This window comes from Serratia sp. SCBI, assembly GCF_000747565.1.
GTDB lineage: Bacteria > Pseudomonadota > Gammaproteobacteria > Enterobacterales > Enterobacteriaceae > Serratia > Serratia ureilytica.
Window position 1 is genome coordinate 191,406 of record NZ_CP003424.1, and the last position, 23,556, is coordinate 214,961.

The following is a 23,556-nucleotide window of genomic DNA, read 5'->3' on the forward strand; positions in this document are numbered from 1 at the left end:
AAAACCCGTCGCCGGCGGGTTTTTCCTTAACCATTAGTGGTGCCTATGGACGTCTCCGATCTGCTCGACAGCCTGAATGAAAAACAACGTGAAGCCGTGGCGGCGCCGCGCAGCAACCTGTTGGTTCTGGCCGGAGCGGGCAGCGGCAAGACGCGGGTGCTGGTGCATCGCATCGCCTGGCTGCTGTCGGTGGAGAACTGCTCACCGTATTCGATCATGGCGGTGACCTTCACCAACAAGGCGGCGGCGGAAATGCGCCACCGTATCGAACATCTGATCGGCACCAGCCAGGGCGGCATGTGGATCGGCACTTTCCACGGTCTGGCGCACCGCCTGCTGCGCGCTCATCATCTGGAAGCCAACCTGCCGCAGGATTTCCAGATCCTCGACAGCGACGACCAGCTGCGGTTGCTCAAGCGCATCATCAAGGCGCTGAACGTCGACGAGAAACAGTGGCCGCCGCGTCAGGCGATGTGGTACATCAACGGCAAGAAAGACGAAGGCCTGCGCCCGCAGCACGTCGAGACCTACAACAACCCGGTAGAGGCCACCTGGCTGCGCATCTACCAGGCCTATCAGGAAGCCTGCGATCGCGCGGGGCTGGTGGATTTCGCCGAGCTGCTGCTGCGCGCGCACGAGCTGTGGCTGAACAAGCCGCATATCCTCAACCACTACCGCGAGCGTTTCACCAACGTGCTGGTGGACGAATTCCAGGATACCAACAGCATCCAGTACGCCTGGATCCGCCTGCTGGCGGGCGGCAACAGCAACGTGATGATCGTCGGCGACGATGACCAGTCTATCTACGGCTGGCGCGGCGCGCAGGTGGAAAACATCCAGCGCTTCCTGAAGGATTTCCCCGGCGCGGAAACCATCCGCCTGGAGCAGAACTACCGTTCCACCAGCAACATCCTGAAAGCGGCCAACACCCTGATCGCCAACAACGACGGGCGCATGGGTAAAAACCTGTGGACCGAAGGCGGCGAAGGCGAGCCGATTTCCCTCTACTGCGCCTTCAACGAACTCGACGAAGCGCGCTTTGTGGTCAACCGCATCAAGACCTGGCAAGACAACGGCGGCGCGCTGAACGATTGCGCCATTTTGTACCGCAGCAACGCCCAGTCGCGCGTGCTGGAAGAGGCGCTGCTGCAGACGGCGATGCCGTACCGTATCTACGGCGGCCAGCGGTTCTTCGAACGTCAGGAAATCAAGGATGCGCTGGCTTACCTGCGCCTGATCTCCAACCGCAACGACGACGCGGCCTTTGAGCGCGTGGTCAACACCCCGACGCGCGGCATCGGCGATCGCACCCTCGACGTGGTGCGCCAGGCGGCGCGCGATCGCCAGCTGACGCTGTGGCAGGCGACGCGCGAACTGATGCAGGACAAGGTTCTGGCCGGCCGCGCCGCGTCGGCGCTGCAGCGCTTCATCGAGCTGGTGGAGTCGCTGGCCCATGAAACCGCCGATATGCCGCTGCACGTGCAGACCGATCGGGTGATCCGCGACTCCGGGCTGTTCATCATGTATGAGCAGGAAAAGGGCGAGAAGGGACAGGCGCGCATCGAAAACCTTGAGGAACTGGTGACGGCGACGCGCCAGTTCAGCTATCAGGAAGAAGATCAGGATCTGATGCCGCTGCAGGCATTCCTGTCGCACGCGGCGCTGGAAGCGGGCGAAGGCCAGGCCGACGCCTATCAGGACGCGGTGCAGCTGATGACCCTGCACTCAGCCAAGGGGTTGGAGTTCCCGCTGGTGTTTATCGTCGGCATGGAAGAAGGCATGTTCCCGAGCCAGATGTCGCTGGACGAAGGCGGCCGTCTGGAGGAGGAGCGCCGTCTGGCCTATGTGGGCGTGACGCGCGCCATGCAGAAACTGACGCTGACCTATGCTGAAACGCGCCGTCTGTACGGCAAAGAGGTTTATCACCGGCCGTCGCGCTTTATCGGCGAATTGCCGGAGGAGTGCGTGGAAGAAGTGCGCCTGCGCGCCAGCGTATCGCGCCCGGTCAATCACCGCCGCATGGGCACGCCGATCAGCGAGAACGACACCGGTTACAAGCTGGGCCAGCGCGTGCGTCATCCCAAGTTTGGCGAAGGCACCATCGTCAATCTGGAGGGCAGCGGCGAGCACAGCCGGCTGCAGATCGCCTTCCCGGGTGAGGGCATCAAATGGCTGGTGGCGGCCTACGCGCGTTTGGAAACGGTATAAAGAGAGAGGCGTTGCAGGGGCCAGCCCCTGCAACCTTTCACGATCAGTGAGGGTACCGGTCGCCGACCTGTGCGGTGGCATACCAGCGCATCACCGCTTCGGTGCCTTCACCGCCTTCCTGCGGCGCCCACTGCATGCAGTCTTCTTCGGTCAGCGCCTGATACGGGCCCTGCTTCACTTCGAACACTACGCCGCCGGCATCGACCGACAGCACCGCATGCCAGGTAAAGGCCGGCATCTCCAGCACTTTGGTTTCTTCGCCGAGCAGGGTGCGCTGTGTTACGACGCCGTCATCGTTGAACTGCAGCACCACAAAGCGGCCGCGCAGCGGCGTCAGCAGCTCCCAGGTTTGCGGGTGGCGGTGCGGGCGGATATAGGTGCCGGGTTCCATGGCGATCGCCAGGCGTTGCACCGGGTCGCTCAGCTCTTCGTGTAAGGTGCGGTGCGCGCGCAGGCGGGCCACGCTGGCGGCCTGTTCGCTCATCGCGGTCAGTTCATGGGCGGTAATCTGTTTCATCATTTAAATCCGCATGCTTGTCGTACCATTAGGGTGATGTCATCTTAGCAACATTCTTGGTGGCGGTAAGCGATCGCCGCGACTTTTTCAGTACGGTTTAAGCCCCATTTCTGCTATTGATCATCGTGATGATTTGTTGCGCAATTATCCCGCCTAACGTGTTGACAGGCTTTTTCTTCTCGGCGTAACATGCGCGCACTATTATCATTGAGGACAGACGCCTTGGACACACCCAGTAGATACTGGCTCACTGACCTGCGCCGCAGGTATAACTTCTAAGGCTCTCCGTTTTTGCTGATAGCCTTCGTGGTTGTCGGCGACCCCGCAAAGTGTCGCTATGAGTCAGATCTCTTCATGGTCTGAAACAAATCGGTGATACGCATCTCCCTCTGTTTCTGTGCTTCAACGCGTTGTCCGCACCCGTTACCTTCACGGAGTTTTGGCACATGCTGAGCGCTTTTAAATTAGATAACCGCCGCTTGTCCCGTCTGGAACTGGACGACTCAGATGATCTCACGTCATCGCTGTGGGTTGATCTGGTCGAGCCGGAAGAGGGCGAGCGTGAGCGCGTGCAGAATGAGCTGGGACAAAGCCTGGCGACGCGTCCTGAACTGGACGACATCGAAGCCTCCGCCCGTTTCTTCGAAGACGAAGACGGTCTGCATATCCACTCCTTCTTCTACTTTGAAGATGCGGAAGATCACGCCGGCAACTCCACGGTGGCCTTCACCATCCGCGACGGCCGCCTGTATACCCTGCGTGAGCGCGAACTGCCGGCGTTCCGCCTGTACCGCATGCGCGCCCGCAACCAGACGATGCTCGAAGGCAACGCTTACGAACTGCTGCTGGATCTGTTCGAGACCAAGATTGAACAGCTGGCGGACGAGATAGAGAATATCTACAGCGATCTGGAACAGCTCAGCCGGGTGATCATGGAAGGGCATCAGGGCGACGAATACGACGCCGCGCTGTCGACGCTGGCGGAGCTGGAAGATATCGGCTGGAAGGTGCGTTTGTGCCTGATGGATACCCAGCGCGCGCTCAACTTCCTGGTGCGCAAGGCGCGTTTGCCGACCGGTCAGCTGGAGCAGGCGCGTGAAGTGCTGCGCGACATCGAATCCCTGCTGCCGCACAACGAATCGCTGTTCCAGAAGGTGAACTTCCTGATGCAGGCGGCGATGGGCTTCATCAATATCGAACAGAACCGCATCATCAAGATCTTCTCGGTGGTGTCGGTGGTGTTCCTGCCGCCTACGCTGGTGGCCTCCAGCTACGGCATGAACTTCGAATTCATGCCGGAACTGAAATGGTCGTTCGGCTACCCGGGCGCGATCACGCTGATGATCCTGGCGGGCCTGGCCCCTTACCTGTACTTCAAGCGCAAGAACTGGCTGTAACCCGGCGGCGCCGGGCTCAGCGCAGCTTGCGCTGGGTATAGAGCGCGTCGAGGGTGAACAGGATCAGCGCCGCCCAGATAAAGCCGAAGGTCACCAGCTTGTCCTGGCCGACGGTCTCGCCGTAGAAGGTGACCGCCAGCAGGAACATCAGCGTCGGGCCGAGATACTGGAAGAAACCGAGCGTCGATAGGCGCAGCCGGGTAGCCGCCGCGGTGAAGCACAGCAGCGGCACGGTGGTGACGATGCCGGCGGCGACCAGCAGCAGGTTCAGCGACCACGGGTTGGCGCTCAGGTGGCTGGTGGGGCTGTCGGCGAACAGGAACAGATAGGCCGCCGCTACCGGCAGCAGCCACAGCGTTTCAATCAGCATGCCGGTCTGCGCGTCGATGGCGATTTTCTTGCGCAGCAGGCCGTAGAAGGCAAAGCTGAACGCCAGCCCCAGACCGATGATCGGCAACGACCCGAACTGCCAGAGCTGCACCAGCACCCCGGTGAACGCCAGCGCCACCGCCACCCACTGCATGCGGCGGAAACGTTCGCCGAGAAACAGCATCCCCAACAGCACGTTAACCAGCGGGTTGATGAAGTAGCCCAGGCTGGCTTCCAGCATATGGTGATTGTTCACCGCCCAGATGAACAGCAGCCAGTTGCCGCCGATCAACAGCGCGGTGACCGCCAGCAACAGCAGCCGTTTGCGATTTTGGCAGGCGGCGCGCACTTTAGGCCAGTTGCGGCCCAGCGTGATCAGCGCCAGCATGAAGAAAAACGACCAGATGATCCGGTGGGTGAGGATCTCATCCGCGGACACTTGCTGGATCAGTTTGAAATAAGCCGGGGCGATGCCCCACATAAAATAGGCGGCCAGGGCAAAGAAAATGCCCTGACGCGTTTGCTTTGCGTCCATGACGTCACTCTGGTGGGGAACTTAAGATGCGGTGAGTGTACTGAAGACGCTCACCGCACACAATCATCAGCCGACCAGGTAGGTGGCGGTGGCGGTCGCGATATGCAGGCCGTCGTGGTTATGCAGTTCTACGCGCGCGACGGCGACTTTGTTGCCGCTGCGCAGCACGCTGGCGGAGGCGACGAAGTGCTCGCCGCGGCCGGGGCGCAGGTAGTCGACGCGCAGGTCGATGGTGCCCATGCGCGACAGCTTGGCGGCGATCTCCTCTTCAACCAGCGGCTCCAGGCGCGTCAGCACGCCGCCGGCGCAGGCCAGCCCGGCGGCGACGTCAAGCACGGCGGCGATCACGCCGCCGTGCAGAATTTCCTGCGCGGCGTTGCCGACCAGCTTGCGCTGGTTGGTGAAGCTCAGCTCGACGTAGTCATCGTCGAAGCGGCGCAGCTCCAGGCCAAGCTCGCGGTTGAACGGCATGTGGTAGACAAAAATTTCGCCGATCTTGCGGCGGGCGGCTTCCAGGGTCAGTGGTGTTGTCGACATAGCGGGTTTCCGTTTTTCTTTTGCGTTTTAAGGGAGCTAACTGGTCAGTCCAGGTTAATGGAATGTTGATTTTATGCTTAACCTTTGTTGCTTGCCAGCCCGTTTAGGCAAAAGAGTCACGCGCGCGTTGGTGTCATGCTGAACGATATTGTGTAATCATACCCGGTGGGTGTGTACCGATGAAAAAATGGGGAAGTGTGTGTCAACCGCAGCAGTGATTAACAGAGAGTTGCTGGCCGAGCAGGTATTGCGCGATACCTTCGGCTACCAGCAATTCCGTCCGGGGCAGCAAACGATTATCAATGCCGCGATCGGCGGGCAGGATTGCCTGGTGGTGATGCCGACCGGCGGCGGCAAGTCGTTGTGTTACCAAATCCCTGCGCTGGTGATGGACGGCCTGACGCTGGTCGTTTCTCCGCTGATCTCGCTGATGAAGGATCAGGTCGACCAACTGTTGGCCTACGGCGTTTCCGCCGCCTGCTACAACTCGACGCAAACCCGCGAGGAGCAGCTGGACGTCATGGCCGGCTGCCGCAACGGCACCATCAAGATGCTGTACATCGCACCGGAGCGGCTGATGATGGAAAGCTTCCTCAACCTGCTCGATCACTGCCCGCCGGCGATGCTGGCGGTGGATGAGGCGCACTGCATCTCCCAATGGGGCCACGACTTCCGGCCGGAATACCGCGCGCTGGGTCAGTTGAAACAGCGCTTCCCGTCGATGCCGGTGATCGCGTTGACCGCCACTGCCGACAAAGCCACACGCGGCGATATCGTGCGTCTGCTGTCGCTGCAGGATCCGCTGGTGCAGGTCAGCAGCTTCGACCGGCCGAACATCCGCTACACGCTGGTGGAAAAATTCAAACCGCTCGACCAGCTGTGGCGCTTCGTGCAGGATCAGCGCGGCAAGAGCGGCATTATCTATTGCAACAGCCGCGCCAAGGTGGAAGACACCGCCGCGCGCCTGCAAAGCCGCGGGCTGAGCGTCGGCGCTTACCACGCGGGGCTGGACAACGATCGCCGCGCCCAAGTGCAGGAAGCGTTCCAGCGTGACGATCTGCAGGTGGTGGTGGCCACCGTCGCCTTCGGCATGGGCATCAACAAACCCAACGTGCGTTTTGTGGTGCATTTCGACATCCCGCGCAATATCGAATCCTATTATCAGGAGACCGGCCGCGCCGGGCGCGACGGCCTGCCGGCCGAAGCCATCCTGCTGTACGATCCGGCCGACATGGCCTGGCTGCGCCGCTGTCTGGAGGAGAAACCCGCCGGGCAACAGCTGGACATCGAGCGTCACAAGCTGAACGCCATGGGCGCTTTCGCCGAGGCTCAAACCTGCCGTCGCCTGGTGCTGCTCAACTACTTCGGCGAAGGCAAGCACGAAAACTGCGGCAACTGCGATATCTGCCTCGATCCGCCCAAGCGCTACGACGGGCTGGAGGACGCGCGCAAGGCGCTGTCTTGCGTGTACCGCGTCGGCCAGCGCTTCGGCCTCGGGTACATCGTGGAAGTGCTGCGCGGCTCCAACAATCAGCGCATTCGCGAATACGGTCACGACAAGCTGCCGGTGTACGGCATCGGCCGCGATCAAACCACGGAGCACTGGACCAGCGTGCTGCGCCAGCTGATCCACCTGGGCTTTATCACCCAGAACATCGCCATGCACTCGGCGCTGCAATTAACCGAGGCGGCGCGTCCGGTGTTGCGCGGCGAGGTGGCGCTGCAGCTGGCGGTGCCGCGCATTCAGAGCCTGAAGTCGCGCAGCAGCGCCAACCAGAAATCCTACGGCGGCAATTACGATCGCAAGCTGTTCGCCAAGCTGCGCAAACTGCGCAAGTCGATCGCCGACGAAGAAAACATTCCACCCTACGTGGTGTTCAACGACGCCACGCTGCTGGAAATGGCCGAACAGATGCCGATCAAGGCCGGCGATCTGCTGAGCGTCAACGGCGTGGGGCAGCGCAAACTGGAGCGCTTCGGCGCGCCCTTTATGGCGATGATCCGCGACCATCTCGACAATGACGAAGACTGAGGGCGATAAATCATGCTGATGCTGTTTCTCACCGTGGCGCTGGTGCATCTGATTGCGCTGATGAGCCCGGGGCCGGACTTCTTTTTCGTGTCGCAGACCGCCGCCAGCCGCTCGCGCCGCGAGGCGATGATGGGCGTGGTCGGCATTTCGCTCGGCATCGTGGTATGGGCCGGCGTGGCGTTGATGGGGCTGCATCTGATCCTGCAGAAGATGGCCTGGCTGCATCAGATAATCATGGTCGGCGGCGGCATTTACCTGTGCTGGATGGGGTGGCAACTGCTGCGTTCCGCGCGGGCGCAGCAAGCGCAGCCGGCGGCGGAGGCCCAGGTGGCGTTGCCGAAGGCCGGGCGCAGCTTTATTCGCGGCTTCTTGACCAACCTGTCCAACCCGAAAGCGGTGATCTATTTCGGCAGCGTGTTCTCGCTGTTCGTCGGCGACAGCGTCGGCGCCGGGGCGCGCTGGGGGCTGTTCTTGCTGATCGTCGCCGAGACCTTCGTCTGGTTCAGCCTGGTGGCGGTGGTGTTCGCGCTGCCGGCGATGCGCCGCGGTTATCAGCGGTTGGCCAAGTGGATAGACGGGGTGGCGGGCGTGCTGTTTACCGGCTTCGGGTTACACCTGATCTTTACCCGCTAACCGGCAGTGAAATGCCCAAGGCCGAGCAGCGATGCCCGGCCTTTTTTGTCAGGCTTTGCGGGCGGTCGCCAGCAGCCCCGCCACCAAAATGAACAGCGAACCGAACACCCGGTTGAGCAGCTGCATTTGACGCGGGGTCTTCAGCCAGCCGGCGATGCGCGTCGCCAGGGTGGCGTAACCGATCATCACCAGAATATCCACCACCACGGTGGTGACGCCGAGCACCAGATACTGTTCGGCCTGCGGCTGATGGGGCAAGATGAACTGCGGGAACAGCGCGGCGAGGAACACGATGCTTTTCGGGTTGGTCAGGTTGACCAGCACCGCGCGGCGGAACAGGCGGCGGCGCGGCATGCTGCCCGCCAGCGCATGCAGATCCAGCGCGCCGGCGGCGCGCCACTGTTGGATGCCGAGCCACACCAGGTAGGCGGCGCCCAGCCATTTCAGCAGCTCGAACGCCAGCAGCGATTGCGATATCAGCGCGCCGAGGCCGATGCCCACCAGCACGATGTGCGCGCTCAGCCCGGCCTGCAGCCCGGCGATTGACGCGGCGGCGCCGCGATAGCCGTGGCTGATGCCGGTGCTCATGGTGTTGATGGCGCCGGATCCGGGGGAGAGGCTAAGGATAAGCGTGGTCAGCAGGTAGGTTAACCACCAGTCCAAGGTCATGGTTCTCGGCTCCCTGAAAGTGTCGTTTTGTGCCACAATGCGCCGAGGCGGCGCCGTTTTTTGTCAGAATTGAATCACAATACGCTAGTATGATTTCTTGTGCCAGCGGTCACATTTTCCGCCGGCTCCACAGGGAAAACGCTCTCGATGACCTCGTTCACTCTCAGCTCCGATGACTGGTTAACGCGTGAAACGCAGTTCGCTGCCTTCGCCACCGGGCCGCTGCTGGATTTCTGGCGGCAACGCGAAGAAGGCGAGTTCAGCGGCGTGGACGGCGTGCCGATCCGCTTTGTGCGCTTCCGTTCCGCGCGGCATCAGCGGGTGGTGGTGGTCAGCCCCGGCCGCATCGAAAGCTACGTGAAATACCCTGAGGTGGCCTACGACCTGTTCCACAGCGGTTACGACGTGGTGATCGTCGATCATCGCGGCCAGGGGCGCTCCGGGCGTTTACTGGCGGATACGCACCGCGGTCATGTGGTAAACTTTGCCGACTACGTGGACGATTTCGAGCAGCTGTGGCTGCGCGAGGTCGAGTCGCGCGGTTACCGGCAGCGTTTCGCGCTGGCACATTCGATGGGCGGCGCGATCCTGGCGCAGTTCCTGCAGCGCCGGCCGCAGGCGTTCGACGCGGCGGCGTTTTGCGCGCCGATGTTCGGCATCCAGCTGCCGATGCCGGGCTGGCTGGCCGACCGCATTCTCGACTGGGTGGAGACACGCCCGGCGATCCGTGATTATTACGCGGTGGGCACCGGCCAGTGGCGTCCGCTGCCCTATGTGGTCAACGTGTTGACCCACAGCCGCGAGCGCTACCGGCGCAGCCTGCGTTATTACGCCGACTATCCCGAGCTGCAGGTGGGCGGGCCGACTTACCATTGGGTGCGTGAGAGCATCCGCGCCGGCCGGCAGATCATCGCGCAGGCCGGGAAAATCACAACGCCGCTGTTGCTTTTGCAGGCCGGTGAAGAACGGGTGGTTGACAACCGTTCGCACCAGGCTTTTTGTCAGGCTCTGTCAGACGCGGGGCGCCCTTGCGAAGGGGGGCTTCCGTGGGTTATCAACGGCGCACGCCATGAGATCCTGTTCGAGCGGGACGCGATGCGCGCCGAAGCACTGAACGCAATCCTGCGCTTCTTTGCTCAACACTTAGGCGGCGCGCTGCCGCCGACAACTCCATCAGAGGTTAGAACATAACGCTATGTATCACGTCGTCGCTTCCGATTTAGATGGCACGCTGCTGTCTCCCGACCATACCCTGTCGCCGTACGCCAAAGAAACGCTGAAGTTGCTGACCCAGCGAGGCGTGCATTTCGTGTTCGCCACCGGCCGCCACCACATCGACGTGGCGCAGATCCGCGACAGCCTGGAAATCAGCGCCTTTATGATCACCTCCAACGGCGCGCGGGTGCACAACACGGCCGGCGAGCTGATCTTCAGCCATAACCTGGACGGGGATATCGCCCGCGATCTGTACGGCATGCTGCACGACGATCCGCAGATCACCACTAACGTCTACCGCAACGACGATTGGTTTACCAACCGCGAAAGCCCGGAGCAGGAAGAGTTCTTCCAGGAGTCTGTGTTCAAATATCAGCTGTTCGAGCCGGGCCTGCTGGAAACCGATGGCGTCTGCAAGGTTTACTTCACCTGTGAAGACCACGAGCGGTTGCTGCAGGTGGAAGACGCCATCAACGCCCGCTGGGGCGATCGGGTCAACGTCAGCTTCTCGTTCCCAACCTGCCTGGAAGTGATGGCGGGCGGTGTGTCGAAAGGGCATGCGCTGGAAGAAGTGGCCAAGATCATCGGTTATACGCTGCAAGAGTGCATCGCCTTCGGCGACGGCATGAACGATCTGGAGATGCTGTCGATGGCCGGCAAGGGCTGCATCATGCGCGATGCGCATCAGCGCCTGAAGGATATGTTGCCGGAGCTGGAGGTGATCGGTTCCAATGCCGATAACGCGGTGCCGCACTACCTGCGCAAGATGTTCCTCTGAAATAATCAGGGCGCCTTGCGGCGCCCTTGTTATTACTTGTGCTGGCCCTGCTTCTGCAGGAACTGCACGCCCTTGTCCGGGAAGTCGGTGAACACGCCGTCGACGCCGGCCTGGTTGTAAATCACGTCATACAGTTGGTTCACGTCGGTCACGTACTTCGGCAGCGCATCGGCGCGAATGGTGAACGGATGCACCGCCAGCTTGCTGGCGTGCGCTTCTTTCACCATGTCGGTCAGCACGATGTGGCCTGGCTTGGATTGATCCGCCACCACCAGCATGTGGTAGTCCGGCCCGATGCCGTCGGCATACTGAGCGATTTTCTTCATCGCGCCCGGTTTGAACATCCAGTCATAGTCGTATTCCACCCACTTGCCGTCGGCTTTCTGCTCGTAGGTTTCCTGCCAGTCGTTATAGGCGATCAGCTGCACCAGCTTCAGATCCATGCCCAGCTTCGGCTCCAGCTCGTTCTTGATGCGTTTGAGCTCGTTGGCGTCGAAGCACTGCAGGTAGACGTTGTCGTTCTTGCCGGTGTAGCCGTACTGCTTGAGCACCGCCAGCACTTTGCTGGAGATGTCTTTGCCTTCCTGCTTGTGGAACCAAGGCGCTTTGATTTCAGGATAGATACCGATGTTTTTGCCGGTCGAATGGTTCAGACCCTGTACGAACTCGATCTCTTCCTGGAAGGTGTGGACGCGGAAGTCGGATTTGCCCATCGGGAAGCGGCCAGGGTAACCCTGTACCTTCTTGCCGTTTTCGATGTCAAAGCCTTCGGTGAACTTCAGCGATTTGATCTCCGCCAGCGTAAAGTCGATGGCGTAATAACGACCGTCTTTGCGTGCGCGGTTCGGGAAACGTTCGGCGACGTCGGTGACGCGATCGAGGTAATGGTCGTGCAGCACCACCAGCTCGTTGTCCTTGGTCATCACCAGATCTTGCTCGAGGTAATCGGCGCCTTGCGCGTAGGCCATCGCCTTCGCCGGCAGGGTGTGTTCCGGCAGGTAGCCGCTGGCACCGCGGTGGGCGATCACCACTTTGTCCGCCGCCTGCGCGGCGCTGACCATTGAGGTGGCGAGAATGATCCCTGTCAGCAGGGCTTTGACTTGAGTCCGCATTCCGTTTTCTCCGTGTTGTTGGGGGCAGGGTAGTAAAAAGGCCGCAGGGCGGCCTTTAAATCATGCAAAAGTCGTGTGACGGTTAGCCGCGCTTGCCGGCAGCGATTTCCGCGTGGTGTTTCTTCTCGTTCAGCATGGTCAGCAGCAGCAGGATAACCGCCAGCACGCCGCCGCCGATCATCACCATGAAGCCGCCGTCCCAACCGAAGAAGTCTACGGTGTAACCGACGATGGCGCTGGCCGCAACCGAGCCGCCCAGGTAGCCGAACAGGCCGGTGAAGCCCGCGGCGGTGCCGGCGGCTTTCTTCGGCGCCAGCTCCAGCGCGTGCAGGCCGATCAGCATCACCGGACCGTAGATCAGGAAGCCGATGACCAGCATACAGATCATGTCCACGGTCGGGTTACCGGCCGGGTTCATCCAGAACACCACGGTGGCGATGGTCACCAGCGTCATGAAGAACACGCCGGTGGCGCCGCGGTTGCCTTTGAACACTTTGTCCGACATCCAGCCGCACAGCAGGGTGCCCGGGATACCGGCGTATTCATACAGGAAGTAGGCCCAGGAAGACTTGTCCAGCGCGAAGTGCTTCACTTCTTTCAGGTAGGTCGGCGACCAGTCCAGAATGCCGTAACGCAGCAGGTAGACGAACACGTTGGCGACCGCGATGTACCACAGCAGCTTGTTCGGCAGGATGTACTGCATGAAGATCTGCTTGGCGGTCAGCTCTTCTTCGTCTTTTTCGCTGTAGTCGTCCGGGTAGTCGTTTTTGTACTCTTCAATCGGCGGCAGGCCGCAGGATTGCGGGGTGTCGCGCATCAGGCCGAAGGCGATCAGGGCCACCAGGATGGCGCCGAAGGCCGGCATGTACAGCGCCGCGTGCCAGTCGTTGAACCAGGCCATGCCCAGCAGGAACAGCAGCGGCGGCAGGCCGCCGCCCACGTTGTGGGCGCAGTTCCAGATGGAGACGATGCCGCCGCGTTCTTTCTGCGACCACCAGTGCACCATGGTGCGGCCGCACGGCGGCCAGCCCATGCCCTGGAACCAGCCGCACAGGAACAGCAGGACGAACATGATGGCGATGCTGGAGGTTGCCCACGGCACGAAGCCCATGAACAACATCACCGCCGCCGCCAGGATCAGGCCGGCAGGCAGGAACACTCGCGGGTTGGAACGGTCGGAGACCGAACCCATGATGAATTTGGAGAAGCCGTAGGCGATGGAGATGCCCGACAGCGCGAAGCCGAGGTCACCGCGGCTGAAGCCTTGTTCGATCAGGTAAGGCATGGCCAGGGTGAAGTTCTTACGCACCAGATAGTAGGCGGCGTAACCGAAGAAGATCCCCAGGAAAATTTGCCAGCGCAGCTTACGGTAGAGCGGGTCTACCTTATCGCTCGGCACACGGGCGATGTGTGCGGCCGGCTTAAAAATACTCAACATGAGCGCCTCCGATGGCTTTATCTGTTATCACATCAATATGACCTTTTACGTTCATTTGATGATTGAGCGGATATCGAATGTGGTGTTTTTGTGTTCCATAACGAGCGCCATTGTCATCAAATACGCCTGGTGTCGCTGTGACGAATGGCGCAATTGTTACACTTTCATGAAACCACGGCGGATTTTGAGCGATTCGTTAACGTTATGAAATAGAAAAACGTCCAAAAATCGTGATTATGATCACATTGATGGTTTTTTGTGGACATTTTTATTTCGTTTTATGTTCGTTATTGTTCTTTATCAAACAAAGACCCTAATAACCGTGGCTCAATAGGCTCATAACTACCGATCCTGAGGGAGCGACATGAGCAGCTATTTTGACGGCGGCGAAACGGATGTGATCATCATCGGCGGCGGCGCCACCGGCGCAGGCATTGCCCGCGACTGTGCGCGGCGCGGCTTGCGATGCATTTTGCTGGAGCGCCACGACATCGCCACCGGCGCCACCGGCCGCAACCACGGTTTGCTGCACAGCGGCGCGCGCTATGCGGTGACCGACGGCGAGTCGGCGCGCGAATGCATAGAAGAGAACCGCATCCTGAAACGCATCGCGCATCACTGTATCGAGCGCACCAACGGGCTGTTCATCACCTTGCCGCAAGACTCGCTGGACTATCAGCAGCAGTTTATCGCCGCCTGTCGCCAGGCCGACATCGACGCCGAAGCGATCGACCCGCAGCTGGCGCTGCGGCTTGAGCCGGCGGCTAACCCGGCGCTGATCGGCGCGGTGCGGGTGCCGGACGGCACCGTCGATCCTTTCCGGCTGACCGCCGCCAATATGCTGGACGCGCGCGAGCACGGCGCGCAGATCCTGACCTACCATCAGGTGGTGGGGTTGCTGCGCAGCGGCGATCGGGTGACGGGCGTGCGCGTTTACGACCATCAGAATCAGCGGCGCTATGAGCTGCACGCGCCGGTGGTGGTCAACGCCGCCGGTATCTGGGGCCAGCAGATCGCCGAATACGCCGATTTGCGCATCCGCATGTTCCCGGCCAAGGGAGCGCTGCTGATCCTCGGCCATCGCATCAACAACATGGTGATCAACCGCTGCCGCAAACCGGCGGACGCCGACATCCTGGTGCCGGGCGACACTATCTCGCTGATCGGCACTACCTCGACCCATATCGACTACGACCAAATTGACAACATGCTGGTGACCCCGCAGGAGGTGGACATTCTGATCCGCGAAGGGGCGCTGTTGGCGCCCACCCTGGCGCAGACCCGCATTTTGCGCGCCTATGCCGGGGTGCGGCCGCTGGTGGCCAGCGACGACGATCCCAGCGGGCGCAACGTCAGCCGCGGCATTGTGCTGCTCGATCACGCCGCCCGCGACGGGCTGGAAGGGTTTATCACCATTACCGGCGGCAAGCTGATGACCTACCGCCTGATGGCGGAGTGGGCCACCGACAAGGTATGCGAAAAGCTCGGCGTAAATAGTCCGTGCACCACCGCGCAGGACGCGCTGCCCGGATCCCGTCAGTCGGCGGAGGAAACGGTGCGCAGCGTGGTTTCTCTGCCCGCCAGCATTCGCGGCTCGGCGATCTATCGGCACGGCGACCGCGCCAGCCAGGTGCCGGCGGCCGATCGGCTCGACACCAGCCTGGTGTGCGAATGCGAGGCGGTGACCGCCGGGGAAGTGCGCTATGCGGTCAACTCGCTGACCGTCAATAACCTGGTGGATCTGCGCCGCCGCACCCGTGTCGGCATGGGCACCTGCCAGGGCGAACTCTGCGCCTGCCGCGCCGCCGGGCTGTTGACGCGCTTTAACGTCAGCACGCCGCAGCAATCCATCGCGCAGCTGTCGCAGTTCCTCAACGAACGCTGGAAAGGCGTACGGCCGATCGCCTGGGGCGATGCGCTGCGCGAGAGCGAATTCACCAGCTGGGTGTACCAGGGATTATGCGGGCTTGAAGCCCAGGCCGACCAGGAGCAGGAGGCGGATGATGCGATTTGACGTCGTGGTGATTGGCGGTGGTCTGGCGGGCCTGAGCTGCGCCATTGCCGTGGCCGAACAGGGCAAGCGCTGCGCGGTGGTCAGTTCTGGCCAGAGCGCGCTCTACTTCTCCTCCGGCTCGCTCGATCTGCTGGCGAGATTGCCGGACGGCACACCGGTCGAGATGCCGCTGGCGGCGTTGCCGCAGCTGGCGCAACAGGCGCCGCAGCATCCGTACGCCCTGATCGGGCCCGGCCGGGTGGCGGCGCTGTCCGCCGCCGCGCAGCGGCTGCTGGAACGCTGCGGGCTGAATCTGCAGGGCGAGGGGGTGAACAACCATCTGCGCATCACGCCGCTCGGCACGCGCCGCGCCACCTGGCTCAGCCCGCAAGCGATCCCGACGCTGCCGCTGACCGGCCAACTGCCGTGGCGGCGCATTGCGGTGATCGGCATCGAAGGGTTCCTCGACTTCCAACCGCAGATGGCCGCCGACGCCCTGAGCCGCGAGCTCGGCGTGCAGACGGACGTGGCCTATCTGCACATGCCGGCGCTGGACAGATTGCGCAATAACCCCAGCGAGTTCCGCGCGGTGAACATCGCCCGGGTACTGGATTTGATGGAAAGCCTGCCGCCGATGGCCGAAGAACTGCGGCGGCTGGCGGGCGAGGCCGAGGCGCTCTTCCTGCCGGCCTGTCTGGGCCTGGAGGACGACGCGTCGCTGGCGGTGCTGCAGGATGCGGTCGGCAAGCCTATCCGACTGCTGCCGACGTTGCCGCCTTCGGTGCCCGGCATGCGCTTGCATCAGGCGCTGCGGCGACGTTTCCAGCAGTTGGGCGGCGTTTTCATGCCGGGCGACAGCGTGCTGCGCGCCGAGAGCGAAGCCGGCCGCGTCACCGGTTTGTACACCCGCAACCACGGTGATATTCCGCTGCGGGCGCAGCAGGTGGTGCTGGCCAGCGGCAGCTTCTTCAGCAATGGGTTGGTGGCCGATTTCGACGGGGTGCGCGAACCGATCTTCGGGCTGGACGTACACAGCCGGGCGGATCGCGCCGACTGGAGCCGACGCGAGCTGTTCGCGCCGCAGCCTTACCTGCAGTTCGGCGTGCGCACCGACGGCAGACTGCGGGCGATGAAGCAGGGAGTGCCGTTCGACAACCTGTACGCCATCGGCGCGGTCGCCGGCGGCTACGATCCGCTGCAGCAGGGCTGCGGCGCCGGCGTGTCATTGATCGGCGCGCTGCACGTCGCGCAGCAGATCGCCGCGGAGGAGAACGTATGAGCCTGCATCGGGACCACAGCTTTGAAAGCTGCATCAAATGCACCGTCTGCACCACTTACTGCCCGGTGGCCAAAGTGAACCCGCTCTACCCGGGGCCGAAACAGGCGGGGCCGGACGGCGAGCGGTTGCGGCTGAAAGACCCGGCGCTGTACGACGAAGCGCTGAAATACTGCACCAACTGCAAGCGTTGTGAAGTGGCCTGCCCGTCCGACGTCAAAATCGGCGACATCATTCAGCGCGCCCGCGCCGACTTCGCCCAGAGCAAGCCGACGCTGCGCGATGCCATCCTCAGCCATACCGATATCATGGGATCGCTGTCGACGCCATTTGCGCCGATCGTCAACGCCGCCACCGGGTTGAAACCGGTGCGCAAGCTGCTGGACAAGGCGCTGAAGATCGATCACCGGCGCGAACTGCCGAAATATTCCTTCGGCACCTTCCGCCGCTGGTACCGGCAACAGGCGCAGGCTCAGCAGCGTTACGCCGAGCAGGTGGCATTTTTCCACGGTTGCTTCGTCAACTATAACCACCCGCAGTTGGGCAAGGATTTGGTCCGGGTGTTCAACGCGCTGGATATCGGCGTGCAACTGCTGAAACGCGAGAAATGCTGCGGCGTGCCGCTGATCGCCAACGGGTTTATCGACCAGGCTAAAAAGCAGGCCAGGGTCAATGCCGAATCGCTGCATGAAACGGTGCTGGAGCGCGGCATTCCGGTGGTGGCGACCTCATCGAGCTGCACCTTCACCCTGCGTGACGAATATCCTCATCTGCTGGACGTAGACACCACTGCGGTGCGCGATCGGGTGGAGCTGGCGACGCGCTATCTCTATCGCCTGATCAATCAGGGGCGCAGCCTGCCGCTCAAGCGCACGCCGCTGCGGGTGGCTTATCACACGCCTTGCCATATGGAGAAGATGGGCTGGACCGCCTACACCCTGGAGCTGCTGCGGCAGATACCGGGGCTGGAGCTGGTGGTGCTGGATTCGCAGTGCTGCGGCATCGCCGGCACTTACGGGTTCAAATCGGAGAACTACGCCACGTCGCAAGGCATTGGCGCGCCGCTGTTCCGACAGATAGAAGAGAGCGGAGTGGATCTGGTGGTGACCGACTGCGAGACCTGCAAGTGGCAGATCGAAATGTCCACCAGCAAACGCTGCGAACACCCGATCACCCTGCTGGCGCAGGCGTTGGCATAAAGACTCAGGGGCCGGCGAACCGGCCCCTGCGGGATTACTGCTTCAGTTTCAGGGTGGAGATGATGCCTTCGGCCTCAGTCTGCGCCTGCTGCTGGTTGTCCGCCGGCAGCGTCACCTGAATGGTCAGCATGTTGTTGTTCAGCGAACCGATCAGGACGGAAGAATAGGCTTTCTCGCCGCCGCTGGTGATGATGCTGTCCAGCTGACGCAGCGGCACACCGTTGACGTCGAGCGCTTTGTTGGTGATCACCTGCAGGTTGGCGTCACGCGCGCGCTGGGTGTTCTCCAGGCGCTTGGCCAGAGTCTCCAGGCTGTCGGCGGTCTTGTCGCCCAAGATGACGATCACTGCGCGCTGACCGGTGCTGTCTGCGTAAACATGCATGTTGTTGGCCTGGTTGCCCAGCTTGCCGCTCTGATCCGCCATGCCGACCGGCAGGGTGAACGCCAGTTTACCGTCCAGCAGGCTCACCTGCTGCCCGGCCGGCGCGCTGGCCGCCGCGCCGTCTGGCGCTGCCTTGGTGTCTTTGGTGTTGCCGTCGCAGGCCGCGAGGCCAAGCGCCAGCAGGCTGATACCCATCAATTTCGCTACTTTACGCATCGGGCTTCCTTCTTCCTTTCCGGTAGGGATTCACTGTCGTATCGCAACCTATTCCAGGTTGAAATGCAAGGCAGATGTTGTCACAAGTTTTTTTCCAGTAATAGCCGATAATCAGCCACTTCGCCTTTCTTTTCCAGATGAACAATCTGATAGTGATGGGCGAGCAGCATCGTCAGCATGGCGCGGAACCGGTTACGGGTTTTGACCGTCAGTTGGCGATAGCCTTGCGCCCGCGCCCAGCGCTCTTGTTCGGCCAACAAGGCCTGCGCCACGCCGTGGCGACGGAATGCCGGCAGCACGCCGCCCAGCCAGCTGTAAAACACCGTTTCCTGCCGTTGATAACCGAGTTTGAAACCGGCCGGCTGTCCGTCTATCTCGGCGATCAACAGGCTGGCGGGGGCGGCGCCGATACGTTGCTGCAGAACGGCCAGGCTGTGCAGGCCGCCGAATTCGGGGATGCGTTGGTAAAGGCGGTGGATTTCTTCGAGCGTGGCGGTGCGGACGATTGGGGTCATGAGCGGCCTCCAAAGGATAAGGCCGCCCAGAATAGCACGGCTCAGCTCGGCTGCAGGCTGCCGCTGCGCGCCGCGATGCGTTTGAGCAGCATGTTCAGCAACACGCCGTACATCGGCAGGAAGAACAGCAGGCAGATCATCACCTTGAAGCTGTAATCCACCAGCGCGATCTCCACCCAGTTGTTGGCCATGAAGGGATCGCTGCTCTTATAGAAGGCGATGAAGAAGAACGCCAGCGTATCGCTGATGTTGCCGAGGAACATCGCCGCCGCCGGCGCCACCCACCAGGCGCTGCGTTGACGCAGGCGGTTGAAGACGTGTACGTCGAGGATCTGGCCGAGCACATAGGCCATAAAGCTGGCCACCGCGATGCGCGCCACGAACAGGTTAAAACTGCTCAGCGCGGCGAAGCCCTGCCATTCTCCCTGATAGGTGACGGTGGAGATCACGTAGGAGATGAACAGCGCCGGCACCATCACCGCCAGGATGATGCGTCGCGCCAGCGGCGCGCCGAAGATGCGCACGGTCAGATCGGTCGCCAGAAAGATAAACGGGAAGGTAAAGGCGCCCCAGGTGGTATGGAAGCCGAAAACGCTGATCGGCAGCTGCACCAGGTAGTTGCTGGAGGTAATGATGGCGATATGAAACAGCGAAAGCCAGACCAACGCCGTGAAGCGCTGCTGTGCGGTAAACGAATACATACTTGTAGCCTTTTTAGCAGTGGGGTGAGGGAACCCAGTGTGTCTTGTCAAAACAGCAAAAAAAAACGCTGCGCGGCGGCATGATACGCGTTTGCGCAACCAATGCAATGGTTAAATTTAACGCAAACGTTAACGCATCTTGCGCAGAAAAACTACCGGCGTAAACTAGGCGCTAATGAGATGCGGCGAGCGTTCGCCGATCGTTTTTGAACGAGAAAAATTGCATGACTGACTTATTTGCCCAGGCAGACCAGACGCTCGACGCGCTGGGGCTGCGTTGCCCGGAACCGGTGATGATGGTGCGCAAAACCGTGCGCCATATGGACAACGGCGAAACGCTGCTGATTATCGCCGACGATCCGGCCACTACCCGCGATATCCCGGGGTTCTGCCGCTTTATGGAGCACACGCTGGTGGCGCAGGAGACCGAGCAGGCGCCATACCGTTATCTGTTACGGAAAGGTGTATAGTTTTTAATCGTCTCGTAAGATAAGCTCCCTGCGATTGGGGAGCGTTAGAAAGGGACAAACGATGATGAGTATTTTACTACTGCCTACGGTTGCCAAGATGGAAAATGAGGAACACACACAGGGCTATGAGCGCTGGTTTCTTGAAAGAGTTCAGGAAGCCATGGATGAGCCGTGGCCCGGTATTCCTCATGATGACGTGATGGCTGAAATGGATGCTGTTATCGCTGCTGCAGAAGCCAGGATCAACGCGAAGCAGGCATAATGCTCAACATCGAATGGACTCGAGCCGCACGTCAGGATCTGGCGGAGATTGTGGGATTCATCGCCAACGATAACCCTCTGGCAGCCAGAAAAATGAAGGTTCTCATCATGGAGGCCGTCACTCCCGCCGCCAGGCATCCTCGAATTTTCCGGCGTGGTAGAGTGGACGGCACGCATGAAATCCCCTTGCATCCCCATTATCTCCTGATTTACCAGGTGCTGGAAACTCACATCCGGGTGTTGCGGGTATTACATACGCGCCGACAATATCCTTAGTATCTTCGCTGCAATCGATAATGGCGGGTTCCCATTGAGGAACCCGGCCTGGCGTCACGTTATTGGCGCTTTCTCAACAGCCGCAGCGCGTTGGCGGTGACCAGCGCGGTGGCGCCGGAGTCCGCCAGCACCGCCAGCCACAGCCCGGTTAACCCCAGCAGGCTGGTGATCAGAAAGACCCCTTTCAATCCCAGCGCGATGGTGATGTTTTGCCGGATATTGGCGTGGGTGGCGCGCGAGATGCGGATCATTTCCGCGACGCCCACCAGCCGGTTGTGGGTCAGGGCGGCGTCGGCGGTCTCCAGCGCCACGTCGGTGCCGCTGCCCATGGCGATGCCGATGTTGGAGGCTTTCATCGCCGGGGCGTCGTTGATGCCGTCGCCGATCATCGCCGTCGGGCGCAGTTCGTTCAGCTCGGTAACCGCGGCGACCTTATCTTCCGGTAACAGACCGGCGCGATAGTCGAGGCCCAGCTCGCCGGCGATCGCCGCGGCGGCGCGCGGGTTGTCCCCGGTCAGCATCACGCCGCGAATACCGAGCTCGTTCAGTTCGGCTATCGCCTGTTTGGCGTCGCTGCGTAGCGTATCACGCAGCGCCAGCAAGCCGATGGGCGCGCCGTTTTCCAGCACCACCACCGCCGTTTTACCGGCGTTTTCCAACTTGTCTACCTGGCTCTGCCATTGGGTGGCGAGCAGGCCCGGCGCCAGCTTGCCCGGCGCGCTGATCAGCACGGTCTTGCCGTCCACGATCCCTTCCACACCGACCCCGGCCAGCGCGCGGCGCGCCTGCGCCAGCGGCAGCTCAGCCCCGCTGGCGGCGGCGCGGTTAATGATCGCTTGCGCCAGCGGGTGATGCGAACCGGCCTCTACCGCGGCGGCAAGCTGCAACAGCCGTTGTTCGGTCAGCGCGCCGATGGGCAGCACGTCGGTGACCGTCGGCTTGCCTTCGGTCAGGGTGCCGGTTTTATCGAAGGCGATGGTTTGAATCTGGCCCAGTTGCTCCAGCGCCGCACCGCCTTTAATCAGCGCGCCGCGCCGCGTGGCGGCCGCCAGCCCAGATGTGATGGCCGCCGGCGTCGAGATCACCAGCGCGCATGGACAGCCGATCAGCAGCAGCGTCAGGCCGCGATAGATCCAGGTCTCCCACGGCTGCGAGAACAGCAGCGGCGGCACCAGGATCACCGCGACGGCCAGCAGCATGATGGCCGGGGTGTAGTAGCGGCTGAAGCGATCGAGGAAGCGTTCGATCGGCGCGCGGCGCTCTTCGGCCTCTTCAATCAATTGCAGAATGCGGTCGATGGCGTTTTTGCCGGGCTCTGAGATCACCTTCATCTGTGCCGCCTGATCGACGGACAGGCTGCCGGCGGCCACTTTTTCCCCCCGTTGACGCTCGACCGGCACCGATTCGCCGGTCAGGGCGCTTTCGTCGAAGCTGGCGAACGGATTGAGCAGCTCGGCGTCGGCCGGCAGACGCCCGCCGGGCGCGATTTCAATCACGTCGCCGGGGCGCAGGCTGGCGACCGGCACGCGTTTGCGTTCCGTGCCTTGCAGCAGCAGCGCATCTTCCGGCACCAGCTCCATCAGCGCCTTCACCCCGCGCCGCGCACGGTTGGCGGCGTAGGATTCCAGCAGCTCGCCAACCATAAACAGCAGTAGCACCATCGCCGCCTCGGCGGTGGCGCCAATGAACAGCGCGCCGATGGCCGCCACGCTCATCAGCGTTTCGATGGCGAACGGCGTGCCGGAGCGAATCAGACGCAGCGCCTTGGCGGCGACCGGCGCCAACCCGACCAGCGTGGTGGCGATAAAGGCGATGCGACCCAGCTCCGGGTTAATCCGATCCAGCACCCAGCTGACCACCATCAGGGTGGTTAACAACAGCAGCGGCGCAAATTCGCCGAAGCGCGAGGCTTTTGGCGCGGCATCTTTGGCGGTCTGAGCGCCGAGCAGGGTAAAACCGGCCTGGGCGACCGCGTCCTGGATCCGCAGGCTGATATCGGACTGTGCGTCGACCACCAGTTTTTCGGTGGCGAACAATACGCGTGCGCTGTCAACGCCGGGGAGCGCGGTGACGGCATTTTCGATTTTCTTGGCGCAGCTGGGGCAGTCCATACCGGTGACTTTCCAGCTGAAACGTTGGCTGCCGGAAGGGGGAGCGGCGGCCAGCCTGTCGCTTTCCTCGTCCGGATCGTCGTGGGCGGCGGCGCAGCAGCCGCTCTCGCCATGATCGTGATGGTGATGGGCGTGTTCGGTCTGCGCAGCGGCGTTTTTCGGCTCGCTGCTGCAGCCATGCTGGGTTTTGCTGTGGCTGTGGTTGCAGCCGCATCCGCCTTCGGCGTGGTGATGTTCCTGATGATTATGATTTTGCTGATTGTGCATAACGTCCCCCTTCGGGCAGTTAACCGGGTTTGCTCAGCTGACTCTACACCCTGGAGTCCACTCCAGAGTCAAGCGCCGGATGAGAATTATTGCTAACGGCATTCAGGCGTTATGGGGGGATTCATTCAATAATGAATAATGCGAATTTTAATCTATTGCTTTTTCTTATTACCTATTTCGAGAAAAAGTCTCGCCGCCGTTAGTTTAAATAAGAAAATAATATTCCTATAGAAACTAAAAAGTCGCCCGGTCTAATAATAAAGAGTTATTTATCTATAACGCGTTAGCAAAATTTATCTTTTGGCGCCTAATTAGCCAGCATGATTCGCTTGTGTCTGCAAGCCGCATTGCTATTGAAGTTTGGTGCCAACTTCTCCTCTCTAAGTTTCATTTGTTTTGTAAATAAGCGCAAAAAGTAGCATAACAAACTTTCGTTGCGATAATAAATG

Annotated in this window: 22 protein-coding genes; 12 read left to right on the forward strand and 10 right to left on the reverse strand. The window is 61.4% G+C overall.

From position 1 onward, the window contains the following. The first annotated feature begins 45 nt into the window (after window positions 1-45). Entirely contained in the window at window positions 46-2,208 is a 2,163-nt protein-coding gene (gene uvrD / locus SERRSCBI_RS00840; RefSeq protein ID WP_025304874.1) for a DNA helicase II, read from the forward strand. 43 nt (window positions 2,209-2,251) lie between these two features. On the opposite strand, the gene SERRSCBI_RS00845 is transcribed toward uvrD, so the two are convergent. Beyond that, window positions 2,252-2,725 carry a WbuC family cupin fold metalloprotein gene (locus tag SERRSCBI_RS00845; RefSeq protein ID WP_025160392.1) on the reverse strand — a complete coding sequence of 158 codons (474 nt, stop codon included), beginning with the start codon at window positions 2,723-2,725 and terminating at the stop codon, window positions 2,252-2,254. A 446-nt stretch (window positions 2,726-3,171) separates the two neighbouring features. Between SERRSCBI_RS00845 and corA the strand changes: the two genes are divergently transcribed. Further along, complete coding sequence (gene corA, locus SERRSCBI_RS00850; protein ID WP_004934262.1) at window positions 3,172-4,122, forward strand: magnesium/cobalt transporter CorA; 951 nt, start codon at window positions 3,172-3,174, stop codon at window positions 4,120-4,122. A 16-nt stretch (window positions 4,123-4,138) separates the two neighbouring features. Here the strand turns inward: corA and rarD are convergent, their stop codons facing one another. Both rarD and SERRSCBI_RS00860 read right to left on the reverse strand, forming a co-directional pair. Continuing rightward, window positions 4,139-5,026: an EamA family transporter RarD gene (gene rarD, locus SERRSCBI_RS00855; protein ID WP_033645018.1), complete on the reverse strand. Its 888-nt coding sequence runs from the start codon at window positions 5,024-5,026 to the stop codon at window positions 4,139-4,141. 66 nt (window positions 5,027-5,092) lie between these two features. Next, window positions 5,093-5,563, reverse strand: coding sequence for a thioesterase family protein (locus tag SERRSCBI_RS00860; RefSeq protein WP_033645017.1), 471 nt, complete (start codon window positions 5,561-5,563; stop codon window positions 5,093-5,095). A 199-nt stretch (window positions 5,564-5,762) separates the two neighbouring features. Here SERRSCBI_RS00860 and recQ point away from each other — a divergent pair, with 199 nt between their 5' ends. Further along, window positions 5,763-7,595: an ATP-dependent DNA helicase RecQ gene (recQ, locus tag SERRSCBI_RS00865; protein WP_042783448.1), complete on the forward strand. Its 1,833-nt coding sequence runs from the start codon at window positions 5,763-5,765 to the stop codon at window positions 7,593-7,595. 12 nt (window positions 7,596-7,607) lie between these two features. After that, on the forward strand, window positions 7,608-8,228 hold the full coding sequence (gene rhtC / locus SERRSCBI_RS00870; protein WP_016929486.1) for a threonine export protein RhtC: 621 nt from the start codon (window positions 7,608-7,610) through the stop codon (window positions 8,226-8,228). A gap of 48 nt (window positions 8,229-8,276) precedes the next feature. Here the strand turns inward: rhtC and rhtB are convergent, their stop codons facing one another. Beyond that, window positions 8,277-8,897 (reverse strand): homoserine/homoserine lactone efflux protein, encoded by a 621-nt coding sequence (gene rhtB / locus SERRSCBI_RS00875; protein ID WP_042783450.1) that lies wholly within the window; start codon window positions 8,895-8,897, stop codon window positions 8,277-8,279. Between the two features lie 147 nt (window positions 8,898-9,044). On the opposite strand from rhtB, the gene pldB reads away from it, so the two are divergent. Together pldB and yigL are read left to right on the forward strand one after the other, a co-directional pair. Next, window positions 9,045-10,088, forward strand: coding sequence for a lysophospholipase L2 (pldB, locus tag SERRSCBI_RS00880; RefSeq protein ID WP_042783452.1), 1,044 nt, complete (start codon window positions 9,045-9,047; stop codon window positions 10,086-10,088). Window positions 10,089-10,092: 4 nt separating this feature from the next. After that, window positions 10,093-10,890, forward strand: a complete 798-nt coding sequence (gene yigL / locus SERRSCBI_RS00885) for a sugar/pyridoxal phosphate phosphatase YigL (RefSeq protein ID WP_033652427.1) — start codon at window positions 10,093-10,095, stop codon at window positions 10,888-10,890. 32 nt (window positions 10,891-10,922) lie between these two features. Here yigL and glpQ read toward each other — a convergent pair whose 3' ends face one another. Next, the gene (gene glpQ, locus SERRSCBI_RS00890; RefSeq protein ID WP_025304882.1) at window positions 10,923-12,002 is read right to left on the reverse strand and encodes a glycerophosphodiester phosphodiesterase; all 1,080 of its coding nucleotides are present in this window, start codon (window positions 12,000-12,002) and stop codon (window positions 10,923-10,925) included. An 82-nt stretch (window positions 12,003-12,084) separates the two neighbouring features. Next, the gene (glpT, locus tag SERRSCBI_RS00895; RefSeq protein WP_033645009.1) at window positions 12,085-13,440 is read right to left on the reverse strand and encodes a glycerol-3-phosphate transporter; all 1,356 of its coding nucleotides are present in this window, start codon (window positions 13,438-13,440) and stop codon (window positions 12,085-12,087) included. A 364-nt stretch (window positions 13,441-13,804) separates the two neighbouring features. Between glpT and glpA the strand changes: the two genes are divergently transcribed. Genes glpA through glpC form a run of 3 tightly spaced genes read left to right on the forward strand, consistent with a single transcriptional unit; the run spans window position 13,805 to window position 17,908 of the window. Beyond that, window positions 13,805-15,454: an anaerobic glycerol-3-phosphate dehydrogenase subunit A gene (glpA, locus tag SERRSCBI_RS00900; protein WP_038874123.1), complete on the forward strand. Its 1,650-nt coding sequence runs from the start codon at window positions 13,805-13,807 to the stop codon at window positions 15,452-15,454. Beyond that, window positions 15,444-16,712 carry a glycerol-3-phosphate dehydrogenase subunit GlpB gene (gene glpB / locus SERRSCBI_RS00905; protein WP_038874127.1) on the forward strand — a complete coding sequence of 423 codons (1,269 nt, stop codon included), beginning with the start codon at window positions 15,444-15,446 and terminating at the stop codon, window positions 16,710-16,712. The genes glpA and glpB overlap by 11 nt, the downstream gene beginning before the upstream one ends. After that, entirely contained in the window at window positions 16,709-17,908 is a 1,200-nt protein-coding gene (glpC, locus tag SERRSCBI_RS00910) for an anaerobic glycerol-3-phosphate dehydrogenase subunit GlpC (protein ID WP_033652425.1), read from the forward strand. Before glpB ends, glpC begins: the two co-directional genes overlap by 4 nt. Window positions 17,909-17,942: 34 nt before the next feature. Here glpC and SERRSCBI_RS00915 read toward each other — a convergent pair whose 3' ends face one another. The 3 genes from SERRSCBI_RS00915 to SERRSCBI_RS00925 all read right to left on the reverse strand — a co-directional run bounded on the left by SERRSCBI_RS00915 (window position 17,943) and on the right by SERRSCBI_RS00925 (window position 19,722). Continuing rightward, window positions 17,943-18,506 (reverse strand): DcrB family lipoprotein, encoded by a 564-nt coding sequence (locus SERRSCBI_RS00915; protein ID WP_025304887.1) that lies wholly within the window; start codon window positions 18,504-18,506, stop codon window positions 17,943-17,945. Window positions 18,507-18,586: 80 nt separating this feature from the next. Then, the gene (locus SERRSCBI_RS00920) at window positions 18,587-19,021 is read right to left on the reverse strand and encodes a GNAT family N-acetyltransferase (RefSeq protein WP_042783453.1); all 435 of its coding nucleotides are present in this window, start codon (window positions 19,019-19,021) and stop codon (window positions 18,587-18,589) included. 41 nt (window positions 19,022-19,062) lie between these two features. Next, window positions 19,063-19,722, reverse strand: coding sequence for a 7-cyano-7-deazaguanine/7-aminomethyl-7-deazaguanine transporter (locus SERRSCBI_RS00925; protein WP_042783454.1), 660 nt, complete (start codon window positions 19,720-19,722; stop codon window positions 19,063-19,065). Between the two features lie 224 nt (window positions 19,723-19,946). Here SERRSCBI_RS00925 and tusA point away from each other — a divergent pair, with 224 nt between their 5' ends. From tusA to SERRSCBI_RS00940, 3 genes are all read left to right on the forward strand, one after another. Continuing rightward, the gene (gene tusA / locus SERRSCBI_RS00930; protein WP_025304890.1) at window positions 19,947-20,192 is read left to right on the forward strand and encodes a sulfurtransferase TusA; all 246 of its coding nucleotides are present in this window, start codon (window positions 19,947-19,949) and stop codon (window positions 20,190-20,192) included. A gap of 61 nt (window positions 20,193-20,253) precedes the next feature. After that, window positions 20,254-20,454 carry a stability determinant gene (locus tag SERRSCBI_RS00935; protein ID WP_223524348.1) on the forward strand — a complete coding sequence of 67 codons (201 nt, stop codon included), beginning with the start codon at window positions 20,254-20,256 and terminating at the stop codon, window positions 20,452-20,454. Then, a complete protein-coding gene (locus SERRSCBI_RS00940) occupies window positions 20,454-20,729 on the forward strand; it encodes a type II toxin-antitoxin system mRNA interferase toxin, RelE/StbE family (RefSeq protein WP_033645001.1) in 276 nt (91 codons plus the stop codon). Before SERRSCBI_RS00935 ends, SERRSCBI_RS00940 begins: the two co-directional genes overlap by 1 nt. Before the next feature lie 59 nt (window positions 20,730-20,788). On the opposite strand, the gene SERRSCBI_RS00945 is transcribed toward SERRSCBI_RS00940, so the two are convergent. Further along, a complete protein-coding gene (locus SERRSCBI_RS00945) occupies window positions 20,789-23,107 on the reverse strand; it encodes a zinc/cadmium/mercury/lead-transporting ATPase (RefSeq protein WP_042783455.1) in 2,319 nt (772 codons plus the stop codon). Window positions 23,108-23,556: the final 449 nt, after the last annotated feature.

What these genes read in the sequence shown, in the direction of transcription:
- uvrD (WP_025304874.1), top strand. Translation starts at nt 46, where the DNA reads ATGGACGTCTCCGATCTGCTCGACAGCCTGAATGAAAAACAACGTGAA.
- SERRSCBI_RS00845 (WP_025160392.1), bottom strand. Translation starts at nt 2,725, where the DNA reads ATGAAACAGATTACCGCCCATGAACTGACCGCGATGAGCGAACAGGCC.
- corA (WP_004934262.1), top strand. Translation starts at nt 3,172, where the DNA reads ATGCTGAGCGCTTTTAAATTAGATAACCGCCGCTTGTCCCGTCTGGAA.
- rarD (WP_033645018.1), bottom strand. Translation starts at nt 5,026, where the DNA reads ATGGACGCAAAGCAAACGCGTCAGGGCATTTTCTTTGCCCTGGCCGCC.
- SERRSCBI_RS00860 (WP_033645017.1), bottom strand. Translation starts at nt 5,563, where the DNA reads ATGTCGACAACACCACTGACCCTGGAAGCCGCCCGCCGCAAGATCGGC.
- rhtC (WP_016929486.1), top strand. Translation starts at nt 7,608, where the DNA reads ATGCTGATGCTGTTTCTCACCGTGGCGCTGGTGCATCTGATTGCGCTG.
- rhtB (WP_042783450.1), bottom strand. Translation starts at nt 8,897, where the DNA reads ATGACCTTGGACTGGTGGTTAACCTACCTGCTGACCACGCTTATCCTT.
- pldB (WP_042783452.1), top strand. Translation starts at nt 9,045, where the DNA reads ATGACCTCGTTCACTCTCAGCTCCGATGACTGGTTAACGCGTGAAACG.
- yigL (WP_033652427.1), top strand. Translation starts at nt 10,093, where the DNA reads ATGTATCACGTCGTCGCTTCCGATTTAGATGGCACGCTGCTGTCTCCC.
- glpQ (WP_025304882.1), bottom strand. Translation starts at nt 12,002, where the DNA reads ATGCGGACTCAAGTCAAAGCCCTGCTGACAGGGATCATTCTCGCCACC.
- glpT (WP_033645009.1), bottom strand. Translation starts at nt 13,440, where the DNA reads ATGTTGAGTATTTTTAAGCCGGCCGCACACATCGCCCGTGTGCCGAGC.
- glpA (WP_038874123.1), top strand. Translation starts at nt 13,805, where the DNA reads ATGAGCAGCTATTTTGACGGCGGCGAAACGGATGTGATCATCATCGGC.
- glpB (WP_038874127.1), top strand. Translation starts at nt 15,444, where the DNA reads ATGCGATTTGACGTCGTGGTGATTGGCGGTGGTCTGGCGGGCCTGAGC.
- glpC (WP_033652425.1), top strand. Translation starts at nt 16,709, where the DNA reads ATGAGCCTGCATCGGGACCACAGCTTTGAAAGCTGCATCAAATGCACC.
- SERRSCBI_RS00915 (WP_025304887.1), bottom strand. Translation starts at nt 18,506, where the DNA reads ATGCGTAAAGTAGCGAAATTGATGGGTATCAGCCTGCTGGCGCTTGGC.
- SERRSCBI_RS00920 (WP_042783453.1), bottom strand. Translation starts at nt 19,021, where the DNA reads ATGACCCCAATCGTCCGCACCGCCACGCTCGAAGAAATCCACCGCCTT.
- SERRSCBI_RS00925 (WP_042783454.1), bottom strand. Translation starts at nt 19,722, where the DNA reads ATGTATTCGTTTACCGCACAGCAGCGCTTCACGGCGTTGGTCTGGCTT.
- tusA (WP_025304890.1), top strand. Translation starts at nt 19,947, where the DNA reads ATGACTGACTTATTTGCCCAGGCAGACCAGACGCTCGACGCGCTGGGG.
- SERRSCBI_RS00935 (WP_223524348.1), top strand. Translation starts at nt 20,254, where the DNA reads ATGATGAGTATTTTACTACTGCCTACGGTTGCCAAGATGGAAAATGAG.
- SERRSCBI_RS00940 (WP_033645001.1), top strand. Translation starts at nt 20,454, where the DNA reads ATGCTCAACATCGAATGGACTCGAGCCGCACGTCAGGATCTGGCGGAG.
- SERRSCBI_RS00945 (WP_042783455.1), bottom strand. Translation starts at nt 23,107, where the DNA reads ATGCACAATCAGCAAAATCATAATCATCAGGAACATCACCACGCCGAA.